Here is a 22,485-nt window from a genome sequence, read left to right on the forward strand (position 1 = left end):
GGGGTTCCTTAGGTGGTGAGAGCGGGTTGCCGGAGCAGTTCGGCGCGATGGCGGGCGGCGGCGGACACGGTGGCGGGGCCGCCCAGGGCCACGACGCCGACCAGTCGGCCCTCGTGGTGGTAGCCGACCAGGACGTCGGCGGCCGGGTCGCCGTCCAGGACCCGCACATCGCCCCTGCCGAGCGCGGGCGCGCCGAAGGACTGGAGCCGGAAGCCGTGCTGGTCGCTCCAGAAGGAGGGCAGGGGCGCGAAGGGTGCCGGCTCGGGACCCTCGCCGGTGAGCCGGGCGGCCAGCACCTTCGCCGCGTGCTTGGCGGTGTCGGTGGGGATGCACCAGTGCTCGACCCGGCGGGGAACGCCGTCGTAGCGGGCGTTGGGGAAACGCGCCACATCGCCGACCGCGACCACGTCGGGCCGCCCGCCGACCCGGAGCTGCTCGTCGGTGAGCACGCCGTCGGCCAGGTCGAGGCCATTGCCGTCCAGCCACTCGGTGTTCGCGAGCGAGCCGACCGATTCCACCACGACGTCGGCGGGCAGGACGGTGCCGTCGTCGAGCAGTACGCCCGTGACCCGGTCCTCGCCCTCGAACCCGGCGACGCCCGTCCCGAGCACGAAACGCACTCCGTGCTCCTGGTGGCGCTTCAGCAGCGCGCGTCCGAGCAGTTCTCCGAGCGGGCCCACCATGGGCAGGGGCAGCGGGTCGACGACGGTCACCTCGGCGACGCCGAGGCTCACGGCGGTGGCGGCCACCTCGCAGCCGATGAACCCGGCGCCGACCACGACCACCCGGACACCCGGCCCGGTCAGCTCGTCACGCAGCCCCCGGGCGTCGTCGACGGTGCGGATCGCGTGGCGGCCGACGAACGGCCCGGGACAGGCCAGCCGGCGGGGCCGCATGCCGGTGGCGACGACGAGAGCGTCGTACGCGATCTCCGACCCGTCGTCGAGGGCGACGATCCGCTCGTCGAGGCGGGCGGCCACCGCCTTCGTGCCGAGGCGCCACTGCGCGTCGGCCACGCTCGCGCGGGGACGGAAGGCCAGCGACTCGAAGGGCGCCTTCCCGGCCAGCACCTCCTTGGAGAGTGGGGGCCGGTTGTAGGGCATGTGCGGCTCGTCGCCGACGAGCGTGATCGCCCCCGTCCAGCCGGCCGCGCGCAGCTGCTCGGCGGTGCGCAGTCCGGCCATGGAGGCGCCGGCCACGACGACCCCTGCACGGTGCGACGTCATGATCGGGCCTCGATCCGGATGGCCTGGAGCGGACAGACGTCGGCGGCTTCCTCGACCTCGTCGAGCAACGCGTCGTCGGGGTCGCTGACGTAGGCCAGGCGCCCGTTCCCGTCGAGCCGGAAGACGTCGGGGGCCGCGAAGACGCACTGGCCGTGGTCCTGGCACTTGTTCATGTCGACGACGACCTTCATGGCCGGTCCTCCTGGGAGTGTGGGGGCCCGACCGCTGTCGGCCGGGCCCCGGCCAGGAGGTCCGAGGACCGGACCTCCAACTCATTTGGCTTCAAACAACATAGGAAGCCGCACCCCCCTGGTCAATACCTGTCCAGGTGGATAATTTTTTGCCGCCGACCCCTTGCGGGGCGATGGGGCCGTTCATATCGTTTGGCACCAAACAACCGGCACCAGCCGCCGAGGAGACCACGGTGAGCGCAACGCAGACACCGGACCCCCGTCAGCACCAGGAGCGGCTCGCCGCCGAGGGCATCGACGTGGTCCGGGTGACCTATCCCGACCTCATCGGCACCGAGCGCGCCCGCGACGTCCTGCTCGACCAACTGCCGGCCGCCTGCGAGCACGGGCTCGCGTTCTGCCGGGCCGTCTACCACACCTCGCCCCAGGGGGACGTCGTCCCCGTGAGCGGCGGCCTGGACGCCGGACTGCCCGACGTCACCGTGCGCCCGGACCTCGACACCCTGGTCGCCCTGCCCTGGGAACCCGGGGTCGCGACCTGCCTCGGGGAGGTGGTCGACCCGGCGACCGGGGCACCCGCCGCCGAGTCACCCCGTGACCTGCTGCGCTCGGTGCTCGCCCGGTGCGCCGAGCAGGGACTGCGCCCGGTGGTCGGCCCCGAACTCGAATACTTCCTGTGCGACGCGGACCCGGCGTCCCCGAGCAGGTACACGCGTTACTCGGGAGCCACCGGTGTGGTCTACACGGCCGGCCTGCGCGCCGACCCCGACAACCACCTGCTGCGCACCCTGCGCCTGCTGCGCGACCTCCGCATCGGCGTCACCAACGGCAACCACGAATTCGACGGCGGCCAGTTCGAGATCAATCTGACGCACTCCGAGGCGCTGTCGGCCGCCGACCGCGCTTTCCGCTTCAAGTCCGCCGTCAAGGAACTCGCACGCAAGGAGGGACGGCTCGCCACCTTCATGGCCAAGCCGTTCAACGACGCCGGCGGCTCCGGATTCCACCTCCATCTGTCCTTCGAGGCCATGGACGAGGAGAGCGGGCACAACGTCCTCGACGACCCCTCGGGCCCCTACGGCCTGTCCGCCACCGCCCGGCACGCCGTCGCGGGACTCCTCGCCCACGCCCCGGCCCTCGCCGCCCTCGCCAACCCGACGGTCAACTCCTACAAGCGCTTCGGCCCGGACACCCTCGCGCCCTGGCTGATCGACTGGGGACTGGACAACCGCAGCGCCATGGTCCGCATCCCGCCCGAGCGCGGCTCCGGCGCCCGGCTGGAGCTGCGCCTCGGCGACGCCGGCGCCAATCCGTACCTGCTGATCGCGGGCACGATCGCCGCCGCCCTGCTCGGTGTGCGGGCGGGGGAGGAGCCCCCGGCCCCGCTGGAGGGCTACGGCTACGACACCGCCCGGGCGGCCGTCCTGCCGATGGGCCTGTCCGCCGCCCTCGACGCGCTGGAGGCGGACACCGCCCTCACCGACGTGCTCGGCAAGGACTTCACCACCTCGTACCTCAGCTACAAGCGCAACGAGGTCGAACGCTTCCAACGGCATGTCACCGACTGGGAGTTCACCGAGTACGCCTACCACCTGTGACGTCCAGGAGACCGAACGCCATGACCGCTTCCGCCCCGCTCCCCTCCGTGCGCGACGCCGTGCCGGCGCCCATGCCGCTGGACGAGGTGAACCTCGCCGACCTCGACAACTTCACCGACGGCGTCACGCCCTGGCGCATGTTCCACACCTTGCGCCACCAGGACCCGGTGCACTGGCAGCCCGAAGACGCGCCGAACAACGGCTTCTGGGCGCTGACCCGGCACGCGGACATCGCCCGCGTCGACCGGGACGCGGAGACCTTCACCTCGACGCGGTTCGTCAACCTGGAGGAGGTGGACGACGACCAGATCAAGAAACGCGCCTCCATCCTGGAACTCGACGGTGTGCGCCACCGGGCGCTGCGCAGCCTCATCCAGCGACAGTTCGGCGCGGGCGTGATCAACGGCTACACCGACTTCCTGCGCGGCCTCACCGCCACCACCCTGGACACGGCTCTCGCGAAGGGCACCTTCGACTTCGTCGCCGACGTCTCCGCCGACTTCCCCATCAACGTCCTCGCCCGGCTCCTCGACGTACCGCCGGAGGACAACCAGCGGCTCATCGACTGGGGCAACCGCATCATCGGCAACACCGACCCCGACTACGCGGACGTCCTGCTGCACAGCGCGGAGAGCGAGCAGTACCGCGATCTGCCCTTCCGATCGCCCGCCTCGCTGGAGGTGTTCGACTACGGCCGGGAGCTGGCCCGGCAGCGGCGCGGCAAGGACGGCACCGACCTGGTCTCGCGCCTGGTCAACACCCCACCGCGCGACGGCGTCCCGCTCTCCGGGCAGGACTTCGACAACTACTTCCTGCTGCTGGTCGTCGCGGGCAACGAGACGACCCGCCACACCATCACGCACTCGATGCTGGCCCTGCTCCAGCACCCGGAGCAGCTCGCCCGCCTCCAGCAGGACCCGGCCCTGATCCCGGTCGCGGTCGAGGAGTTCCTGCGCTGGGCGTCCCCCGTCTACCACTTCCGCCGCACGGCGACCCGGGACGTGGAAATGGGCGGCAAGCAGATCAGGGAGGGCGACAAGGTCGTCATGTGGTTCGCCTCCGGCAACCGTGACGAGGAGGTCTTCGGCAACCCGTACGACTTCGACGTCAGCCGGCAGAACAACGACCACGTCACGTTCGGCAAGGGCAGCCCGCACCTGTGCCTGGGCAATCTGCTGGCCCGGACCGAGATCCGCATCATGTTCGAGGAGCTGATCCCGCGGCTGGCGGGCATCCGGCCGGCCGGCGAGGTCCCGCGCGTGCGGTCCAACTTCGTCAACGGCATCAAGAAGCTGCCGGTCGAGGTGACCCTGGCCTGACCAGGCCGAGCCGACCCGCGCACCCGCGCCCCGTACGACACGACGGCGCTCGCGCCGCCGGCCGGGGGTGACCCCGGCCGGCGGGCGCTCGAGACCGGGGTCAGAGCTGGCCGGACTCCGCGATGGTGATCTTCGCCGAGGTCGAACCGCTGCGCGAGCCGTAGGACTCGATCTTCTTGACGAGGGCCATGCTGGCCTCGTCGGCGACCTCGCCGAACACCACGTGCTTGCCGTCGAGCCAGTCGGTGACGATCGTGGTGATGAAGAACTGCGAGCCGTTGCTGTTGGGGCCGGCGTTGGCCATGGAGAGCAGGCCGGGCCGGTCGTGCTTGAGCTGGAAGTTCTCGTCGGCGAACTTCTCGCCGTAGATGCTCTTGCCGCCCGTTCCGTTGCCGCGGGTGAAGTCGCCACCCTGGAGCATGAAGTCGGGGATGACCCGGTGGAAGGAAGAGCCGGCGAAACCGAAGCCCTTCTCGCCGGTGGCCAGCGCGCGGAAGTTCTCGGCCGTCTTGGGGACGACGTCTTCGAACAGGTTGAAGTTGATCCGCCCGGCGGGCTCGTCGTTGATGGTGATGTCGAAGTAGATCTTGAACGTCATGGTTCTATCCTGCACGGTCGAGCGGGCCCTGCCGAATCGAGGGGTCGTGTCGGCCCTCACAGCCGCCGATCGGGGCGGTCGGCGAGGGCCGCCGCTCAGTCGACCGGCCAGGTGTGGGCGGGGGCGTTGAGGTGCATGTAGTCGATGTAGAGCTGCGTCATCCGCCGCAGCGCCTCGTGGCGGCCGGCCTGGGCGGAGGCGGTGATGCGATGGAACATCTCCTTCTGCCAGACGGCGCCGTTACGGCCGGTGACGCACCGCTGTTCGATGATTCCGAGCAGTGGCTCCCGCCAGGCCGCGTCCATCCCGGAGAGTTCCAGACCCCGGTGGGCCAGCGGCAGCAGGCGCCGCAGGACGAGCTCGGCCACCGGCGCCTCGCCCATGCCGGGCCAGTACAGCCGGGCGTCGATGCCGTCCCGCGCCGCCGTGTGCAGATTGTCCTCGGCGGCCCGGAAGGACATCCGCGACCACACCGGCCGCTCGTCCTCCACCAGGGCCCGGGTGATGCCGTAGTAGAAGGCGCCGTTGGCGAGCGTGTCGGCGACGGTCGGACCGGCCGGCAGACAGCGGTTCTCCACCCGCACGTGGGGCTGGTCGTTGGCGACGGCGTAGACCGGCCGGTTCCAGCGGTAGATGGTGCCGTTGTGCAGGGTCAGCTCGCCCAGCTCCGGCACGTCCCCTCCGGACAGCGTCTCGCGCGGATCCTGCTCGTCGCACAGGGGCAGCAGCGCGGGGAAGTAGCGCAGGTTCTCCTCGAAGAGGTCGAAGACGCTGGTGATCCACCGCTCCCCGAACCACACCCGGGGCCGTACGCCCTGCACCTTGATCTCCTGCGGGCGGGTGTCGGTGGCCTGCTCGAACAGCGGGATACGGGTCTCGTGCCACAACTCCTTCCCGAACAGGAACGGCGAGTTGGCCGCCAGCGCCACCTGGACGCCGGCGACCGCCTGCGCCGCGTTCCAGTAGGCGGCGAACTCGTCGGGGGAGACCTGGAGATGGAACTGCGTACTGGTGCACGCGGCCTCCGGGGTGATCGTGTCCGCGTAGGTCCGCAGCCGGTCGACACCGTCCATCTCGATGTGCAGATCCTCGCCCCGCGCGGCGAACACCTGGTCGTTGAGCAGCCGGTAGCGGGCGTTCTCCGACAGCGCCGACTCGCCGACGTCCTCCTGCCGCAGCGTCGGGAGGATACCGATCATGATCAGATGCGTGCCCACCGTCCGGGCACGCTGCTCGGCGTGGTTGAGCGCGCCACGGATCTCCGCCTCCCAGGCGTCGGGGCCGCCCTGCGTCAGACGGCGCGGCGGCACGTTGATCTCGAGGTTGAAGCGGCCGAGCTCGGTGGACCAGGCGGGATCCGCGATCGCGTCGAGCACGTCGCTGTTGCGCATCGTCGGCTCGGCCTCGTCGTCGACCAGGTTCAGCTCGATCTCGAGACCCACCCGGGGCCGCTCGGACTCGAACCGCGACTCGCGCAGCATCTGCGCGAACACGTCGAGGCACTCCTGCATCTTGATCCGGTACCGGCGGCGGTCCTCGCGGGTGAAGACCAGCGCCGGGACGTCACGTCCCATCGGCCCTCCCGGCTTGCCCTGTGTCGGACGCCCTCGCCTCCAGCGTCGCACCACCGGACGCCCCCCACCATGCGGGAAGCGCGGCCCGCGGGCGCACCCCGCCCGGCGCCCGGACACCGGGAGGCCTACGGGCCCGGTTCGGCCAGCCGGTCCACCTCCTGCGCGGCCTCCCGGGCCGCCCGCTCGGCCCGGTCCACCGCCTGAGCGGCGGTCCGCAGCCGTTCCTCGGCCTCCTTCTGCTCCTGCTCGGCCTGCCGGAGCTCCTGGCGCGCCTGACGCAGCCGCTCCTGTGCCGCGGACTCGCGCTCACGGGCCCGGTCGTGCCGCTCGCGGGCCTGCTGGAGCGATGCGTCGGCATCGGCCCGTCCGGCACTCAGCGCCCGCAGCCGGCGGTCGGCGGCTTCCGCCGACCGCCGGGCCTGGCCGAGCTGCCGCTGCCGTAGGCGGCGCCGCTCGGCGAGTTCGTCCTTCGCCCGGGACCGCGTGTCCGGCGCTGCGGGCGCCGGTCGGGCCGGCCCGTGCGAGGGGCCGACGGCGGCCGCGCCACGGGACGGGAAGTCGGCCGGCGGGGTGAGGGCACTCTCCAGGCGACCGGTGGCCCACCGCTGCGCCGCGTCCTCGTCGGCGAGCACCGCGCGCAGGGTGGACTCGACGTCCTGCCGAGCCGCGCCCGACAACGGATGCCCGGCCTCACGAGCCAGCTCGGCGGCCTGCCGGGACAGCGCGGAGACGACGCTCCGGCGCTGCTCGGACAGCTCCCTGATCCCGTCGGCGTCCAGGGACCGGTACGCCTCGCGCAGCGCCCGTCCCAGCTCCAGGAACCGCCCGCTCTCCTGCGGCTGCGAGCGCAGCAGCACGTTGGCCGCCCAGGCCGCGAGCGTGGGGCGACGGGCGGCATGGATCCGACGGGCCTCGTCGCCGCGCCCGTCGCGCTTGGCCTCGGCCGCCAGCTGCTCCCGTCGGGCGACGAAGCCGGACGGCGGTGTGGCGTAGAGCTCGTCGAGCAGCCGCTCCACGTCCTGCCCCGCAGCGGGTCGAGCGGGTCGTGCACCCTTGCGCGCCATGATCAGCAGCGTCCACCCGGCCGGGCCCACACGCATCCCGACAGCGGGAGAGCCGGGGCAGCGCTGGGTTCCGGCCAACCTGATCGCCCCTGAGTACGCGTACTCAGGTCCGGGGACGATCACCCCGGCAGAGTGTGGGGTTCATGACACATCACGGAGGAGAGCGAACATGAGCCGAGCGAGAAAATCCCTGTTCATGACGGTGCTGGCCGCCGGTGCGCTGACGGGTGCCGGTACGGCGCCCGCCGCCGCGGCCGGGGATCCGCTGCTGCCGCACCCCGGTCCGGACGGCCTGGTGTGGGTGGAGGAGTGGACGGGGGACGGCGGCGTCGCGTCGGGAGGCGCCTCGAACGGCCTGCCGACCGTCCTCACGGTGGCCTGCGAGGGCGGTGGCAGCGTGCGGGTGACGATGTGGTCGCAGGAGGAGGCCGAGGTCGCCGCGTTCTCGGTCGACTGCCCGGCCGGGAGCGCCGGGGTGGGCTCGGCGACCATGGCCGCCGGCGTGGTGCGGCCGGGCTCCTTCACCGTGGGAGTGGACGCTTCGGCCGATGCCGTCCGGTGGTCGCTGACGGTGACTCAACCGGAGTAGCGGACCCCCACCCCCGAGCGCGGCGGGAGCGGCGGGAGCGCCCGCGCGGCCGTGCGGACCCCGTCCCCGCTCGCGGTCCGCACCGGCTCCCCCTGCCTCCCCGCCGCCCTGCTCGTGGCCGCCGTCGCGGCCGCCACGACTGCTCATGTGTCCATGGCGGGCGCGCCTGACCCTCTGTGACGACGCCCCTTCCTGACGGCGATGTGCACCGGATGCGTCGTCAGCCGAGCGGGTTCAGACTGAGGGCGTGACTGGCATGTACACCAAACAGCAGGCGGGGAGTGCGCAGGAGGGCCCGCGCAGGCCTTCGCAGTCGCTGGCCCTCGCGGCCATGATGTTCGCGGTGTCGATGACGTTCATCGACCAGACCATCGTGTCGATCGCCACGCCGGACATCGTCCGCGAACTCGGCCTGTCCGCCTCCGGTATGCAGTGGGTCGTCAACGCCTATCTGCTGGCGTTGGCCGCGTTCTTCGCCCTCGGCGGACGTCTGGCGGACCTGCTCGGTCCGCGCCGCGTCGTCGTGGCGGGCACCTTGGTGTTCGTGGTCTCGTCGGTCCTGTGCGGCTGCGTACCCAGCGGCGACTTCGCGCTGACATGGCTCATCGTCTTCCGGGCCACCCAGGGGCTCGGCGCGGCCCTGCTCTTCCCCGCCGCGCTGGCGGTGGTCGTGGCGGTCTTCCCGGTGGAGCGGCGCGGCCGCGCCCTCGCCCTGTTCTTCGGTGTCACCGGCGCCCTGACCGCCATCGGGCCGCTCCTCGGCGGCTGGCTCACCGGCTGGACCTGGCGGGCGATCTTCTGGGTCAACGTGCCCGTGGCCGTCGTCGCGTTGATCCTGACCGCGCTCGCCCATGTCTCCGACCGCCGCCGTGACGAGCCTCTGGACGTGCGGGGCGCCGTGCTGATCGCGATCGGCATGGGCGGGAGCGTGCTCGGCTTCCAGCAGGCGTCGGCGTGGGGCTGGGACAGCGTGCTCACCTGGGTCTGCATCCTGGGCGGTCTGGCTGTGCTGTGGCTGTTCTGCCGCTACGAACGGCGCACGGCCCACCCGCTGGTCCAGCTCGCGGTCTTCAAGGACCGCGCCTTCGTGGTCGACGGACTCGTGCTGTTCTTCTCCATGCTCGCGTTCGTCCCGCTGTTCTTCTTCGCCTCCGTATACGCGCAGGTGTCCCTGAGCGCCTCGCCCAACCAGGCAGCCCTGTATCTGCTGTACGTCTTCGCGGGCTTCGCGCTCGCCTCGCAGTGGGGCGGGCGGATCCTGGACAAGCGCGGCGCGCGGCCGACCCTGAAGATCGGCTGTGTGGTCGGAGCGGTGGGCTTCGCGCTCTGGGCCGGGAAGCTGACCGATCTGTCGATGCACGACCAGTGGCCCTACGCGGCCCTCGCGGGGGCCGGCATCGGCTTCGTTCTCGCGCCCGCCTCCACCGACGCCGTGAACCGGGCCATCGACGCCTCCTACGGCGAGGTCACCGGCATCACCCAGACGATCCGCAACTACGCGGCGAGCGTCGGCCTGGCACTCTACGGATCCCTGCTGACCCACCGGATGACCGAGAACGTCGACGACACGCTGCGGTCGGGTGGAATGCCGTCCGGGACCGCGGAGAGCACGGCGAAGAGCGTCGCCGAGGCGATCACCGGCACCGGCGACGACCAGAAGCTCAGCGCCGGGGGCTCGGCGGTCGCGCGGACGGTACAGGAGTCGATGCCGGAGATCCGGATGGACTTCGCCGAGGCCAACCAGTGGGTGTTCTACGGGATGGCGATCGCCCTGGGTATCGGATACCTGTGCGCGATCCGGCATCCCGGCGGCACGAGCGGCACGGAACGGACCGACGTGCCGTCGGGCGGCCGCTCGCACACCCGTGACCGGGCTTCCTGACGACGGGGACGGGGACGGGGACGGGCGACGGGCGTTGGGCGTTGGGCGTCTGGCGTTGGGCGTTGGGCGTGGGACCCGGCACCCGGCACCCGGTCCCTGGTAGCGGGAAGCCGGTAGCCGGGAAAGCCGTTCGGCTTCCCCGGCTACGGGGACTCAGCGGCTGCGAACGGCGCTGGTGGTGAAGAATCCCGTGGCCGCGGCGCTGAGCAGGGCGCAGACGGCGAGGAAGGCGGTACGTCGCATCGAGGGGCCTTTCCGGTGATGACGGATGGGTTCTGCACAACGCCGGGCGGCCCCCTGTCGCTTCGCCCCGGGACCGACCCCACCCGTACGGCTGCGGCCAAGCGTGTATGCGTGCCGCCCCGGCCCGCGACGCCGGTGCCGTGGGCCCGGTGCGCGATCGCCCCGTCCGGGGACTCAGGCGTGCACGTCCTCCACCCGTACCGGCCGCCGGAGCAGATAGGCCCCCGCCGTCGAGACGAGGACGGCCATGCACCCGATGAACACCAGCCCGGCACCCTCCAGGCCGAGGGGACCCACCAGCACACCGACGCCGATCACCGGCACCGAGATGCCCGCGTAGGCCACCACGAAGAGCGTCGAGATCACCGCCGCGCGCCGGTCCTCGGGAGACGCCCCGGCCACCGCGGACAACGCCCCACGAAACGCCAGCCCCTGGCCGACCCCGCCGACGATCGCGCTCAGCACCACCAGCGCCAGCACCTCCCACCGCAACGCGCCCGCGAGCAGCGCCAGCCCGGCCAGGAGCGCGGCGCAGCCCAGCGGCAGCGACCGCCCGACCCCGACCCGGCCGACGACCAGCTGCCCGGCGGTCGAGGCGAAGAAGGCCAGCGCGACGATGAGACCGCTCACGGCGTGGTTGCTCACGTCGAGGGAGTCGGCGAGGAACGCCGGGCTGACCGAGGTGAACACGCCGAACAGCGCGAACCCCACGAACGAGGCGATCGCCGCCGGCCCGAACACCGCCCGCACCTCGGGGGGCAGGCCGGGCCGCTGCGGCCGTACGGTACGCAGCGCCCTGCGGTGCCGCACGGTCTCCGGGAGCCACGCCACGACGCCGACCGAACAGGCCACCAGGGCGAGATGCACGACGAACGGCAGGTACAGCGGCCGGTCGGCGTACTGCGCGAGCACTCCGGCGAGCAGCGGACCGCAGCCCAGCCCGCCCATGTTGGCGGCCGTCGCGACGAACGTGGCCCGGGAGGCGCCGCCGGGCGGTGACAGGTCCATCACGTACGCCGTGGCGGCCCCGGTGAACAGCCCGGCGGACAGCCCCGACAGCAGCCGTCCCGCGTACAGCCAGCCCAGCCCGGTGGCGGCCAGGAAACACACGGCGCTCGCCGCGGCGCAGCCCAGGCCCATCATCAGCACCGGACGTCTGCCCACGGTGTCCGAGGCGTTGCCGGCCAGCAGCAGCACACCGATGACCCCGAAGGCGTACACCGCGTAGACGACGGTGACCGTCAGCTCGGAGAAGCCGAACTTCTCCTGGTAGAGAGGGTAGAGGGGGGTCGGCAGCGTGGTTCCGGCCATGCACGCGGCGAAGACGGCTCCGCCGAGCAGACACGGGAGCCATCCTCGGTGATCACGGTCCATGGCGGCGACAGTAACCCCGCGCGGGGTCCCGCCGAGGCCCGACGTGCCCGACACCGTGCCCGGCACCCCCTGAGCCGCCGCACCGTCCCGGCGTCCCTGCCGGAGCCCGTCCCGGGCGTCGGATCGCCCCGGGATCCGATGGCGACGGCGGCCGCGAGCGGCGTGGTGAATCGTTAATCCACCGAAATATTGACTTTCGGCTTGACGAGCCAGAGGATTCCGGGGGTGACGCACTCCGCCCCCGGGCCCACCGGCCCGGCACTCTCCGCCGACCTCGACGAGGCGGCCCACCGTTGTCTCGTCGCGGGATTCGACGGCACGACCACCGTCCCCGACACCCTGAAACGGCTCGTCGACCGCGGACTGGGCGGGGTCATCCTGTTCACGCGCAACGTCCGCGACGCCGACCAGGTCCGCGAACTCACCGGCACACTGCGGACGTTGCGCCCTGACCTGCTGATCGCCATCGACAACGAGGGCGGCGGCATCGGGCACCTGGCGGCCGCGGGCGCCCCCGAGGTACCCGGCTCCTGGGCGCTCGGTGTCACGGACGACCCGCTGCTCACCGCCGCCTGCGCCGACGCCCTGGCGGGACACCTGCTCTCGCTCGGCATCACCGCCTCCTACGCCCCCGTCGCCGATGTCCAGCGCCGGCCCGAGAACCCCATCGTGCGCACCCGCGCCTTCGGATCCGACCCCGAGCTGGTCTCCCGGCATCTGCGCGCCTGGATCGGGGCCACCGAGGCACGCGGCGTGGCCTCCTGCGCCAAGCACTTCCCCGGGCACGGCGGGACCGTCACCGACAGCCACCACGAGCTCGCGGTCGACCCGCGGCCCTACGACCGGCTCGACCTCGCGCCCTTCCGGGCGGCCGTCGAGGCCGGCGTGCCCATGCTGATGAGCGCCCATGTCGTGTTCCCGGCCCTGGACCCGGACCGGCCCGCCACCCTCAGTCCGCGCATCCTCTCCGACCTGCTCCGCGGCGAACTCGGCTTCGACGGTGTGCTGGTGAGCGACGCGCTGGAGATGAAGGCCATCGCCGACCGCTACGGCGAGGCGGCCGGCGCGCGTCTCGCGCTCACCGCGGGAGCGGACCAGGTCATCGTCGCCGTGCCGGACCTGGAGGTCACCCTCGCCTGCCGGGACGCCGTGCTCGACGCCCTGCGGTCGGGGGAGCTGCCCGAGGCACGGGTGGCCGAGGCCGCGGAGCGGGTACGACGGCTCGCGCTGCGCTACGCGCTGCCCTACCGGCCGGGCGCGGTGGCCGCGTGGGACACGGAGGCCGGGCTGACCGCGGCGCGGCGGGCCGTGCGGAGCGCGGGGCCGTCGCCGCGACCGGGCCCGGGCGCCCATGTCGTCGACCTGTTCCCCGCCCCGCACCCCGCCCTCAACTGGGGCGGCGAGGACCTCCTGACCGCCTGGCACGCCCTCGACCCGACGGTCACCGGGACGGCGGTCGCCGGGGAGCCGGAGGACGCCGGGAGCGTCGTGGAGGTCGTCGTCGAGGAGGTGCTGCGGGCGGCCGAGGGGCGGCCGCTGGTCGTCGCCGTGTGCGACGCCGGGCTGTACGTCTGGCAGGGGCGCCTGCGGGACGCGCTGCTGGCGGCGCGACCGGACGCCCTGCTGGTCTCCACCGGGTTGCCGGAGCCGGGCAGCGCGGTGTGCGCGCACGGCAGGGGGCGGGTCAACCTGCGGGCGCTGGCGGAGGTCCTGACGGGCCGCACCTCCTGACCGGGGCGGAGACTCCGGGGCCGGAGTTCCGGCCGGCCCCGGTCCTCGCCCCTGTTTCCGCCCTCGCCTCCGCCACCGCAACCGCCTCCGGGTGTCTCACTTGCCGTCGATCAGCTCCGTGATCCCCCTCGCGGCCAGGTGTGCCGTGTCCGCCGCGCGCTCCGCCAGGACCACGGCCGGGCGGGTTCCCTCCTGGCGCAGCCGCATCCAGGCGTCGAAGAACGCGCCGCCGGGGCCGGACACCGAACGCGTGGACGGGGTGCAGTGCAGGACCAGGGCCGTGGTCCGGGCCGGCGGAGGGCCGGAGGCGGCGCGGAGGTCGGTCACCGTGGCGGACAGGGCCTCCGCGATCGGCTTGGGCCGGCCCGCGGAGTCGAACAGGCCCAGCGTGTACTCCAGCTCCGGGAAGTCGGCCAGCGAGCGGTCGACGTCGTGGGAGCACCACCAGGTGACGCCCCACAGCCGTGCGCAGCCGGCCGCGTTGAGCAGGGTCGCGCGGGCGAAGTCGGGGGCGTCGGCGGCCGGGATGTGCGGCTCGGGCGCCCCGGTCTCCTGGACCCATACCGGGCGGGCCGGATCGGTGGCGTAGGCCGCCGCCAGTTCCGTCCCGTACTCCGCGAGATGGTGCACCTGCGGTGAGCGCGGACCGTAGCGCCGCGCGCAGTCGGCGGAGAACACCCACGGGTGGACGGTGGTCAGGTCGCCCTTGCGGGCCGAGGCCTGCGGGGTGAACGGGTGGTCGTCGCCGTACCAGGCGGCGTCGTACGCCGAGTGCGTGACCAGGCCGACGCCGTCGCCCAGTCCGTCCCGCGCGGCGGCCAGCAGCGTGTCGAGGTAGTGGTCCACCTCGGCCACCGACACCGGGTTGTGCTCGACCAGGTTGTTGAGCTCGTTGCCGAGCTGGAGCCCGAGGAGACGGGGGTGGCCCGACAGCGCGCGGCCCAGCGTGCGCAGCAGCAGCGCCTGGGCCTCGATCGCCCCGGGGTCGGTGAACACGTTGCGGTGGTGCCAGCTGCGCGTCCACTCCGGGTAGAAGTCGAAGCTCGACAGATGCCCCTGGACGCCGTCCACCAGGACGTCCAGGCCGCACTCGGCGGCCAGGTCCACCAGGCGGACCAGCTGGTCCACGGCCGACGCGCGGACCAGCGTGCGGTTGGGCTGGAGCAGCGGCCACAGATGGAAGACCCGGACGTGGTCCAGACCCAGCCCGGCGATCTGTGCCAGGTCCTCGCGCGCGAGCCCGGGATCGAAGTCGTGCCAGGCGTGGAACCAGCCCCGGCGTGGGGTGTAGTTGACACCGAAGCGGAGCTCGGGCGCGGACCGGTGCGTGTCGATGGTGTCCTCCTCGCGAGACGGACCTTGTCTCGGGCGAATGTATCAACCACCATGGGATGCAATGAATAGTGATTTGAACCAAGTCCGCGATCTCGTGGTCGGACTCGACGCCGGCGGCACGCGCACGCGTGCCGTCCTGGCGGACCTCGGCGACGGCCGGACCCGGGGCGAGGGCACGGCGGGGCCGGGCAACGCGCTGACCGTGCCCGGTCCCGAGCTCGCCGACCACCTCGCCGAGGCGCTCGCCCGGGCGGTGCCCGAACCGCTGCGCGGGCGGGTGGCCGCGGTGGCGGGCGGCTTCGCCGGCACCGGCCACCAGCGCCAGGGCGCCGACGAGCCCGGCCGGGTGCGGGCCCGCACGGCCCTGTCCGGCGCGCTCGCCCGGCTGGGCATCACCGCCCCGACGGTCGACGTGCACAGCGACATCGAGACCACGTTCGCCACCGCCCCCGGCCATCCCGCCGACGGCCTGGTCCTGGTGGCCGGCACCGGCGCGGTCGCGGCCCGGATCGCCGCCCGGGCGCCGACCGCGACCTCCGGCGGCGACGGCTGGCTCCTCGGGGACGACGGCAGCGGCTTCTGGATCGGCCGCGCGGCAGTCCGCTCGGCCCTGCGGGCGGCCGACGGCCGGGGTGCGCCCACCGTCCTCGCCCGCGCGGTCGGCCGTGAGCTGGGGCTGCCGCCGGGCGTCCTGCCCCCCGAGGCCTACGGCGTCACGGACACCGCTGCCTGGAGCGCGGTCCTGCGCACCGCCTACCGCGCGCAGCTGCTGCCCGCCGTCATGGACCGGCCGCCGGTCCGGCTGGCCGACCACGCGCCGCTGGTCGTCCGGGCCGCCGAGGAGGAGGACTCCGTCGCCGGCGAGATCCTGCGGGAGGCCGCGCGCCGGCTGACGCAGACCGTGACGGCCCTGGCCCCGCGCCCGGGCGAACCCCTGGTGGTCACCGGCGGCCTGCTCGCCCCGCACGGCCCCCTGCTCACCCCCCTCACCGAACGCCTGGCCCACCTCGCGCTCACGCTCACCCCCGTGTCGGACGGCTCCCCGGGCGCCGTGGCCCTGGCCCGCCTCGCCCACCGCACCGCCCGCTGAAGCGCCCCGCGCAAGAGCACCTCATGCCCCTCGAGGACCACCCGGCCGTTCCGTACCAGGATCCCCGCCACGACACCCCACCGCACCGCCCGCTGACGCGCCCCGCGCATGAACACCTCATGCCCCTCCAGGACCTCCCCGCCGCTCCGTGCTCGCCGGATTTCTGTCACGCCCACCGCGCCGCCCCCTGACGCGTCCCGCGCAAGGACCTCCCATGCCCTCTCAGGACCACCCGGCCGTCCCGTACCTCGACCCGGCCGCCCCGCTGGACACCCGTGTCGCCGATCTTCTTGCCCGGATGACCCCGCGGGAGAAGGTCGGCCAGCTCAATCAGCGGATGTACGGCTGGGACGCCTACCGCCGCACAGCCGCCGGGGACTTCGAACTCACCGAGGCCCTGCACGCCGAGACCGAGCGCTTCGAAGGTCTCGGCGCCCTCTACGGACTGATGCGGGCCGACGCCTGGTCCGGCGTCGACCACGGCGACGGACCCGGCATCGAGGACAGCGCCGACCTCGCCGACCTGGTCCAGCGCCATGTGCTGGAGCGCAGCCGGCTGCGGATCCCCGCCCTGTTCGTCGAGGAGGTGCCGCACGGGCACATGGCCCTCGACGGCACCGTCCTCCCCGTCAACCTGGCGATCGGCGCCACCTGGGACCCCGCCCTGTACGAGCGGGCGGCGGCCCACGCCGCCGCCGAACTGCGGGCCCGGGGCGGCCATCTGGCGCTCGTCTCCGCGCTGGACATCGCACGGGACCCGCGCTGGGGACGCACCGAGGAGTGCTTCGGCGAGGACCCGTACCTCGCGGCCCGGCTGACGGAGGCACTGGTCCGGGGGATGCAGGGCACAGGGGAGCGGTTCGCGGCGGACAAGGCGCCCGTCGTCCTCAAGCATTTCGCCGGCCAGGGCGCCACGGTCGGCGGCCGCAACTCCGCCGAGTCCGAACTCGGCCCGCGTGAACTGCACGAGATCCATCTCCCGGCCGCCCGGGCCGGAGTCCGGGCCGGGGCCGCCGCCGTGATGGCCGCCTACAACGAGGTGGACGGTCTGCCCTGCTGCGGCAACCGTGCCCTGCTCACCGGACTGCTCCGCGAACGGTGGGGTTTCGGGGGCCTGGTCATGGCCGACGGGCTGGCCGTGGACCGGCTGGCCCGCATCACCGGTGACAAGGTCTCCGCCGGGGCTCTCGCCCTCGACGCCGGAGTCGACCTCAGCCTCTGGGACGAGGGCTTCACCCACCTGGCGGAGGCCGTCGAACGGGGCCTGGTGAGCGAGGCCGCCCTGGACGCCGCCGTCGCCCGCGTCCTGCAACTGAAGTTCCGGCTGGGCCTGTTCGAGCAGCCGTACACCCGCCGTGCGGCGGTGCCCGTGGACGCCGGACGGGAACTGAGCACCGAGCTGGCCAGGGCCTGCGTCACCCTCCTGCACAACACCGGGGGCGTCCTCCCGGTCGGGCCGGACGTGCGGCGCGTCGCCGTGCTCGGCCCGCACGCCGCCACCACCGCGCACCAGCTCGGTGACTACACCGCCCCTCAGCGCCCCGGCACCGGCGTGAGCGTCCTCGACGCGCTGCGCCGCCTCGCCCCGCCCGGCACGGACGTCCGCCACGCCAGGGGCGCGGCCCTCACCGGCGCCGACCTCACCGGCATCCCCGAGGCGGTCGCGACGGCCGCCGCCAGTGACCTGGCCGTACTGGTGCTGGGCGGCAGCAGCGCCCGGACCCCCGACACGGAGTTCGACGCCAACGGGGCCGCGCGGACCGTCGTGTCCGAGATGACCTGCGGCGAAGGCGTCGACCTCGCCGGGCTGCGGCTGGGCCGGGCCCAGCACACGCTCCTGGACGCGGTCACGGCCACCGGCACACCCACCGTCGTCGTCCTCGTCCAGGGCCGCCCGCACGCCGTGCCGGAGGCGGCGGACCGGGCCGCCGCGCTGCTCACCGCCTGGTATCCGGGCCCGTGGGGCGGCGAGGCGATCGCCGAAGTGCTTCTCGGGCTCACCGAACCCGTCGGCCGGCTGTCCGTCTCCGTGCCGCGCGCGGCGGACCGGCTCCCCGTCCACTACAACCACAAGGACACCGAGTACGGCTCCTACGTCGACGGCGACGCCGGGCCCCTCTACTCCTTCGGGCACGGGCTGTCGTACACGACGTTCCACCACGGGCCGCCCCGGGCGGCCGGGCACACCGTCGAGGTCGACGTCACCAACACCGGCACGCGGCGCGGTCGCAGCGTCGTCCAGCTCTACGTCCGCCGGCTGCGCGCGCCGGTCTGGCCGCGCACGCTCGAACTGCGGGCGTTCCGGAGCGTGGAGCTCGCGCCGGGGGAGCGTCGCACGGTCGCGATACACCTCGGCGCCGACCAACTGGAGCTGGTCGGCGCCGATCTGGAGACGGCCGTACCGTCACAGGCGGTGGAGATCCGGGTGGCTGTGTCGGCAGGCGAGGCGCTCACCGCCGTCCCCCTCGTGCTCGAGGTCGGGCGCGTTCAGAGTTTGACGGCCCCCGACGACACGCCCTTGTAGAACCACCGCTGCGTGATCACGAACAGCACCAGTACCGGGACCACCGAGATCACCGAGCCGGCCATCACCACCCGCTGGTCGTAGCCGAACGACGAGCTCTGCAGCCGGGAGAGCCCCAGCGTCAGCGTCATGTGGTCCTCGGAGCGCAGCACGATCAGCGGCCAGAGGAAGTCGTCCCAGGCACTGATGAAGGTGTTGACCGTGACCACCAGGATCGCGCCCCAGGCGGACGGCAGATACAGGTACCGGAAGCGCTGCCACTCGTTCGCGCCGTCGAGCATCGCCGAGTCCTCGATCTCGCGCGGCACCGCGAGGAACGCACCGCGCATCAGCAGGACGTTGATGGCGCCGACGAATCCGGGCAGCCACACGCCCGCCAGATTGTCGACCAGACCCAGGTCGCGGATGCTCAGGAACAGCGACACCATGATCGACTCGAACGGGAACATCATGGAGGCGACCAGCACGACCCAGACCGCTCTGCGGCCCTTCCAGCCCGGCTTGGACAGGATGTAGCCGGCCGTGGTGGAGAACAGCAGCTGACTGGTGACCGACAGGGCGACCACGATCACGCTGTTCCTGATGTACGTGGCCACCGGCACCTGGTCGAAGACCTGCCGGTAGGCCCGCAGCGTCGGGTGGTGCGGCAGCAGCGAGGCGTCCGCCCCGAAGACGTCCTCACTCGTGCTCTTCAGCGAGGCCAGGAGCTGCCAGACCAGCGGGCCGACGGTGATGCCCAGCACGAAGAGCAACAGCAGGTAGCGGACGACCAGTTCACGGGGGCGGCCGTACTCCCGCCAGCGCGGCACCAGCCGCCGGGGCCTGTCCACCGCCGTCGTCATGACTCGTCCTCCTTCGTCAGGCGCTGCGCCAGCAGGGTCAGCCCCAGTGTCAGCGCGAACAGGGCCACACTGACCGCCGAGCCGTAGCCGGCGTTGCCGGTGAGGGGGTCCAGGCCGACGTCCCGGATGTAGAAGGGCAGGGTGCGGTCGGCGCCGCCGGGCCCGCCGGTGGAGCTGCCCAGCATGTAGATCTCCGTGAACACCCGCAGCGAGCCGATGCCGGTCAGGGTGCCGACCAGCATCATGGCCTGCCGCACACCCGGCACCGTGATGTGCCAGAAGCGGCGGACCGTACCGGCGCCGTCCATGGACGCCGCCTCGTGGAGCTCCTTCGGCACGTTCCCCAGCGCGGCCAGATAAAAGATCATGTACCAGCCGAGCCCCTTCCACAGCGTCAGGCCCATGGCGGAGAACAGGATCAGCCAGGAGTCGGACAGGAACGGGATGGCGTCCCTGATCAGATGGGCCTTCTCCAGCCAGGTGTTGATCAGCCCGTCGTCGGCGAGCAGCCACTGCCAGCTCAGTCCCACGACCACGCTGGAGGCGAGCACCGGCGTGTAGAAGGCGGAACGGAAGAAGCCGATGCCGGGCAGGTTCTTCTCGACCAGGACGGCCAGCATCAGCGGCAGCAGCACCATCAGCGGTACGACGATCACCGCGTACAGGACGCTGTTGCGGGTCGCGAGCCAGAAGTCGGAGTCGTCGAGCATCCGGGTGTAGTTGGACAGTCCGACGAAGTCCGCGGCGCCGCCGAGCGGCTTGGCGTCGGTGAACGACAGCAGGACGGTGTTGAGGAACGGGAACACGCCGAACACCACCGCGCAGACCACGGCGGGCGCGGTCCACAGCCAGGGCAGCCACCAACGGCGGTACAGCGCGGCTCCGTTGGCACCGGCCGAGGGGCCTGGCAAGAGGGCCCGGCCGAGGCGGCGGACCCGGGACGGGGCCGGGCCCGGTACGGAGGCTGCGCGCCCCCCACCGGGCAGGGAGACGGTGCGCTCCGCACCGGGCACGGACACCGGGTTCGTGGTCTGGGCCGCCACGATCAGCCCGCCTGCTTCAGCAGCTCGTCGGCCTTCGACTGGGCGTCCTTCACGGCCTGTTCGGGGCTCTTCTTGCCCTGCATCGCCAGCTGCACCTGCGCCACGATCGCGTTCTGCACGGCCGGGGAGAGGTTGGTCTGGTACGCGGTGGTGGTCTTGAGCTGTTCGGCGACGAGCTTGCGGGCCTCGGAGAAGGGGTCGTCCCCGGTCACCTTCTGGAAGAACGGGTCGTCCAGCGAGGCGGTGGTCGTCGGGAAGATCACCACGTCCGGGTCCTTGCACCAGGCCGTCTGGTTCTCGGCGTCGGTGAGGAACTTCGCGAAGGCGAGCGCCGCGGGCGCGTGCTTGCTGGTGGCGGCGACCCCGATGTACTGCGGCGCCCCCGTGGTGTGGCCGAGCTTGTCGTAGGGCTGCTGGCCGACGCCGGTCCTGGCGTACACCGACGGGCTGTTCTGCTTCACGAACCGCACGAAGCTCGGGTTCGTCGAGCCGTAGGCGACCTTGCCCTGGCTGTACAGCGTGGAGGGGTCGTTGCTGGAGGACAGCGAGTCCTTCGGCATCGCTCCCTCCTTGTACAGCTTGGCCATCCAGGCGACCCACTCGGTGGTCCGCGGATCGTCGGCGAAGACGGCGGACTTGCCGTCGTCGGCCAGCACCTTGATGTTCATCTGGTCGAAGTCGGCGGGGATCCGCCAGACCGGGTTCGCCATCGTCGCGTAGTACTTGCCCTGGCCCGCCTTGGCGATCTTCTCGTAGTCGGCGAACAGCCCGAACAGGGTCGTCGGAGGTTTCGCCGGGTCGATCCCGGCCCGCTCCAGCAGATCGGTGTTGTACGTCAGGACGATGCCGCCGGTGTACCAGGGGAGCACCGTGTGCTGCGGCATGCCCGAGGAGTCCTTCATGGTGCTGGAGTTCCAGAACGCCGGGACGAACGGCGTCTTGGCGTCCGGGTCCTTGACGCCGAGGTCGAGCAGGTAGCCGGCCTTGGTGAGGGCGGTCCCCGTCTCGGAGTTGAGGTTGAGGACGTCCGGCAACGTACAGGCCTGGGCGTCGGCGACGGTGCGCTGGGTGAAGGTGTTGTCGCCGGGGTCGTCGATCCACTTGACCGACGCGTCGGGGTGGGCCTTCTCGAACGCCTTGATCACCCCGTTGAAGAAGTCGCCGAAGTCTTTCTTCAGGTTGGTCGTCTGGAAGGTGATCTTCCCCTCGACGTCCCCGGTGAGCTTCCCGGAACCGACGTTGCCCTGGTCGACCTCGCAGCCGCCGGCCGTGGCGTCCCCGCTGTCGGAGCCGCCCGACAGGCCGCAGCCGGCCGTGGTCAGGGCCAGGGCTATGACGCCTGCCACGGTTCCGGTCAGTCTTCCCGCACGCATGTTGCCTCCTGCGATCCGTCAGCCGCTGACGCGGGCTGCTGGCCCGAAGCGCTGGCTCGAACTGCTGGTTCAAACCACCAACTTCGACTCCGATTGATGAAAAGGTGGACCAGAATTCATCGGAGGTCAATGGCTTGCCGTGTTGCTTTTCGGTTCCGTGTGGTTACCGGCGTGTTCAGTGCCGGTGCTCGTGGTCCGGGTGCGACGGATCGCCCGGGTGCTCGTGCCCGGGCGCGTACTCCACCTCGGCGCGGGCCCGGTCCAGCCAGTCGAAGAAGGCCTGCCGGCCCACCGCCCGCCGCAACTCCCGCACCACCTCGTCCCGGACCTCCGCGTACGGCAGGAAGTCCCCGGCGCCGGCCACTCCGTACGGGTCGACACCGCGCCGCAGCGCCCCGGGGGTGAGGAACCGGTCCGGATTGCGGTCGTAGTAGGCCCGTGCGGCCCGCTCCGGCACCTGCTGCTCGGCCTCCAGCGCCGCCAGCAGGGCGCGCACGGCGGGGGAGTGGGCGAGTGCCACGGCGACGATGCTGCCCAGGTCGGCGACCTCGGTCCCGGAAACCGCGAGCACCCGCGCCGGGGACACCTCGGGCGGCGGTGCGAGACCGCGCTCGGCGCAGGCGCGGCGGGCCAGTTCGTCGACGACCACGACCTGCGTGGCCCACCGTCTGCGCTGCCGCTGCGCGCGCGCCAGTGCCTCCGGGCGCGTCTCCCGCTCCCGGGCGGGCACCGCGTCCAGCACCGCCTCCACCCGCTCCCCGGGCACGGCCTCCCCACGCACCAGCGCCGCGTGCCCGCCCGGCCCTGGGCGCGCGGCCGACGCCGCTCGTCCGTGTGCCGGCCCGTCGAGCACCGGCGCGTCCTTGCTCCCGGCGTGGTGTGTCGTCGG

The 22,485-nt window shown here is 72.6% G+C and carries 18 protein-coding genes; 7 read left to right on the forward strand and 11 right to left on the reverse strand.

All coding sequences use genetic code 11. From position 1 onward, the window contains the following. Positions 1-8: 8 nt before the first annotated feature. Both OG933_RS41095 and OG933_RS41100 read right to left on the reverse strand, forming a co-directional pair. Positions 9-1,226: an NAD(P)/FAD-dependent oxidoreductase gene (locus OG933_RS41095; protein WP_405632255.1), complete on the reverse strand. Its 1,218-nt coding sequence runs from the start codon at positions 1,224-1,226 to the stop codon at positions 9-11. Next, on the reverse strand, positions 1,223-1,417 hold the full coding sequence (locus tag OG933_RS41100) for a ferredoxin (RefSeq protein WP_362526510.1): 195 nt from the start codon (positions 1,415-1,417) through the stop codon (positions 1,223-1,225). The genes OG933_RS41095 and OG933_RS41100 overlap by 4 nt, the downstream gene beginning before the upstream one ends. 233 nt (positions 1,418-1,650) lie before the next feature. On the opposite strand from OG933_RS41100, the gene OG933_RS41105 reads away from it, so the two are divergent. Both OG933_RS41105 and OG933_RS41110 read left to right on the forward strand, forming a co-directional pair. After that, a complete protein-coding gene (locus OG933_RS41105) occupies positions 1,651-3,015 on the forward strand; it encodes a glutamine synthetase family protein (protein WP_405632257.1) in 1,365 nt (454 codons plus the stop codon). Positions 3,016-3,035: 20 nt separating this feature from the next. Then, positions 3,036-4,334 (forward strand): cytochrome P450, encoded by a 1,299-nt coding sequence (locus tag OG933_RS41110; RefSeq protein WP_405632259.1) that lies wholly within the window; start codon positions 3,036-3,038, stop codon positions 4,332-4,334. A 100-nt stretch (positions 4,335-4,434) separates the two neighbouring features. Here the strand turns inward: OG933_RS41110 and OG933_RS41115 are convergent, their stop codons facing one another. From OG933_RS41115 to OG933_RS41125, 3 genes are all read right to left on the reverse strand, one after another. After that, positions 4,435-4,932, reverse strand: a complete 498-nt coding sequence (locus tag OG933_RS41115; RefSeq protein WP_171395077.1) for a peptidylprolyl isomerase — start codon at positions 4,930-4,932, stop codon at positions 4,435-4,437. Positions 4,933-5,027: 95 nt separating this feature from the next. Beyond that, positions 5,028-6,506: a glutamate-cysteine ligase family protein gene (locus OG933_RS41120; protein WP_362526517.1), complete on the reverse strand. Its 1,479-nt coding sequence runs from the start codon at positions 6,504-6,506 to the stop codon at positions 5,028-5,030. A gap of 125 nt (positions 6,507-6,631) precedes the next feature. Continuing rightward, on the reverse strand, positions 6,632-7,570 hold the full coding sequence (locus OG933_RS41125; protein ID WP_405632262.1) for a hypothetical protein: 939 nt from the start codon (positions 7,568-7,570) through the stop codon (positions 6,632-6,634). 169 nt (positions 7,571-7,739) lie between these two features. Here OG933_RS41125 and OG933_RS41130 point away from each other — a divergent pair, with 169 nt between their 5' ends. Both OG933_RS41130 and OG933_RS41135 read left to right on the forward strand, forming a co-directional pair. Then, positions 7,740-8,159: a hypothetical protein gene (locus OG933_RS41130; RefSeq protein ID WP_362526521.1), complete on the forward strand. Its 420-nt coding sequence runs from the start codon at positions 7,740-7,742 to the stop codon at positions 8,157-8,159. 256 nt (positions 8,160-8,415) lie between these two features. After that, positions 8,416-10,041, forward strand: coding sequence for an MFS transporter (locus OG933_RS41135; RefSeq protein WP_362526708.1), 1,626 nt, complete (start codon positions 8,416-8,418; stop codon positions 10,039-10,041). A gap of 417 nt (positions 10,042-10,458) precedes the next feature. On the opposite strand, the gene OG933_RS41140 is transcribed toward OG933_RS41135, so the two are convergent. Further along, positions 10,459-11,658: an MFS transporter gene (locus OG933_RS41140; protein ID WP_405632264.1), complete on the reverse strand. Its 1,200-nt coding sequence runs from the start codon at positions 11,656-11,658 to the stop codon at positions 10,459-10,461. A 225-nt stretch (positions 11,659-11,883) separates the two neighbouring features. Here OG933_RS41140 and OG933_RS41145 point away from each other — a divergent pair, with 225 nt between their 5' ends. Next, positions 11,884-13,389: a glycoside hydrolase family 3 N-terminal domain-containing protein gene (locus tag OG933_RS41145; protein ID WP_405632267.1), complete on the forward strand. Its 1,506-nt coding sequence runs from the start codon at positions 11,884-11,886 to the stop codon at positions 13,387-13,389. A gap of 96 nt (positions 13,390-13,485) precedes the next feature. Here the strand turns inward: OG933_RS41145 and OG933_RS41150 are convergent, their stop codons facing one another. Then, entirely contained in the window at positions 13,486-14,517 is a 1,032-nt protein-coding gene (locus OG933_RS41150; RefSeq protein WP_362526530.1) for a glycosyl hydrolase, read from the reverse strand. A gap of 268 nt (positions 14,518-14,785) precedes the next feature. On the opposite strand from OG933_RS41150, the gene OG933_RS41155 reads away from it, so the two are divergent. Then, the gene (locus OG933_RS41155) at positions 14,786-15,814 is read left to right on the forward strand and encodes an N-acetylglucosamine kinase (protein WP_405632270.1); all 1,029 of its coding nucleotides are present in this window, start codon (positions 14,786-14,788) and stop codon (positions 15,812-15,814) included. Positions 15,815-16,028: 214 nt separating this feature from the next. Then, the gene (locus OG933_RS41160; protein ID WP_405632273.1) at positions 16,029-18,338 is read left to right on the forward strand and encodes a glycoside hydrolase family 3 N-terminal domain-containing protein; all 2,310 of its coding nucleotides are present in this window, start codon (positions 16,029-16,031) and stop codon (positions 18,336-18,338) included. On the opposite strand, the gene OG933_RS41165 is transcribed toward OG933_RS41160, so the two are convergent. The 4 genes from OG933_RS41165 to OG933_RS41180 form a co-directional block, all read right to left on the reverse strand. Continuing rightward, positions 18,302-19,180 carry a carbohydrate ABC transporter permease gene (locus OG933_RS41165; RefSeq protein WP_405632276.1) on the reverse strand — a complete coding sequence of 293 codons (879 nt, stop codon included), beginning with the start codon at positions 19,178-19,180 and terminating at the stop codon, positions 18,302-18,304. The genes OG933_RS41160 and OG933_RS41165 overlap by 37 nt on opposite strands. After that, complete coding sequence (locus tag OG933_RS41170; RefSeq protein ID WP_405633678.1) at positions 19,177-20,226, reverse strand: carbohydrate ABC transporter permease; 1,050 nt, start codon at positions 20,224-20,226, stop codon at positions 19,177-19,179. Before OG933_RS41170 ends, OG933_RS41165 begins: the two co-directional genes overlap by 4 nt. Then, the gene (locus OG933_RS41175) at positions 20,226-21,596 is read right to left on the reverse strand and encodes an extracellular solute-binding protein (protein WP_405632277.1); all 1,371 of its coding nucleotides are present in this window, start codon (positions 21,594-21,596) and stop codon (positions 20,226-20,228) included. The genes OG933_RS41170 and OG933_RS41175 overlap by 1 nt, the downstream gene beginning before the upstream one ends. Before the next feature lie 175 nt (positions 21,597-21,771). Next, positions 21,772-22,449 (reverse strand): peptidyl-prolyl cis-trans isomerase, encoded by a 678-nt coding sequence (locus OG933_RS41180; protein ID WP_405633680.1) that lies wholly within the window; start codon positions 22,447-22,449, stop codon positions 21,772-21,774. Positions 22,450-22,485 lie beyond the last annotated feature (36 nt).

Source organism: Streptomyces sp. NBC_00016 (assembly GCF_045040885.1).
In the GTDB taxonomy this organism is placed as follows: domain Bacteria; phylum Actinomycetota; class Actinomycetes; order Streptomycetales; family Streptomycetaceae; genus Streptomyces; species Streptomyces coriariae.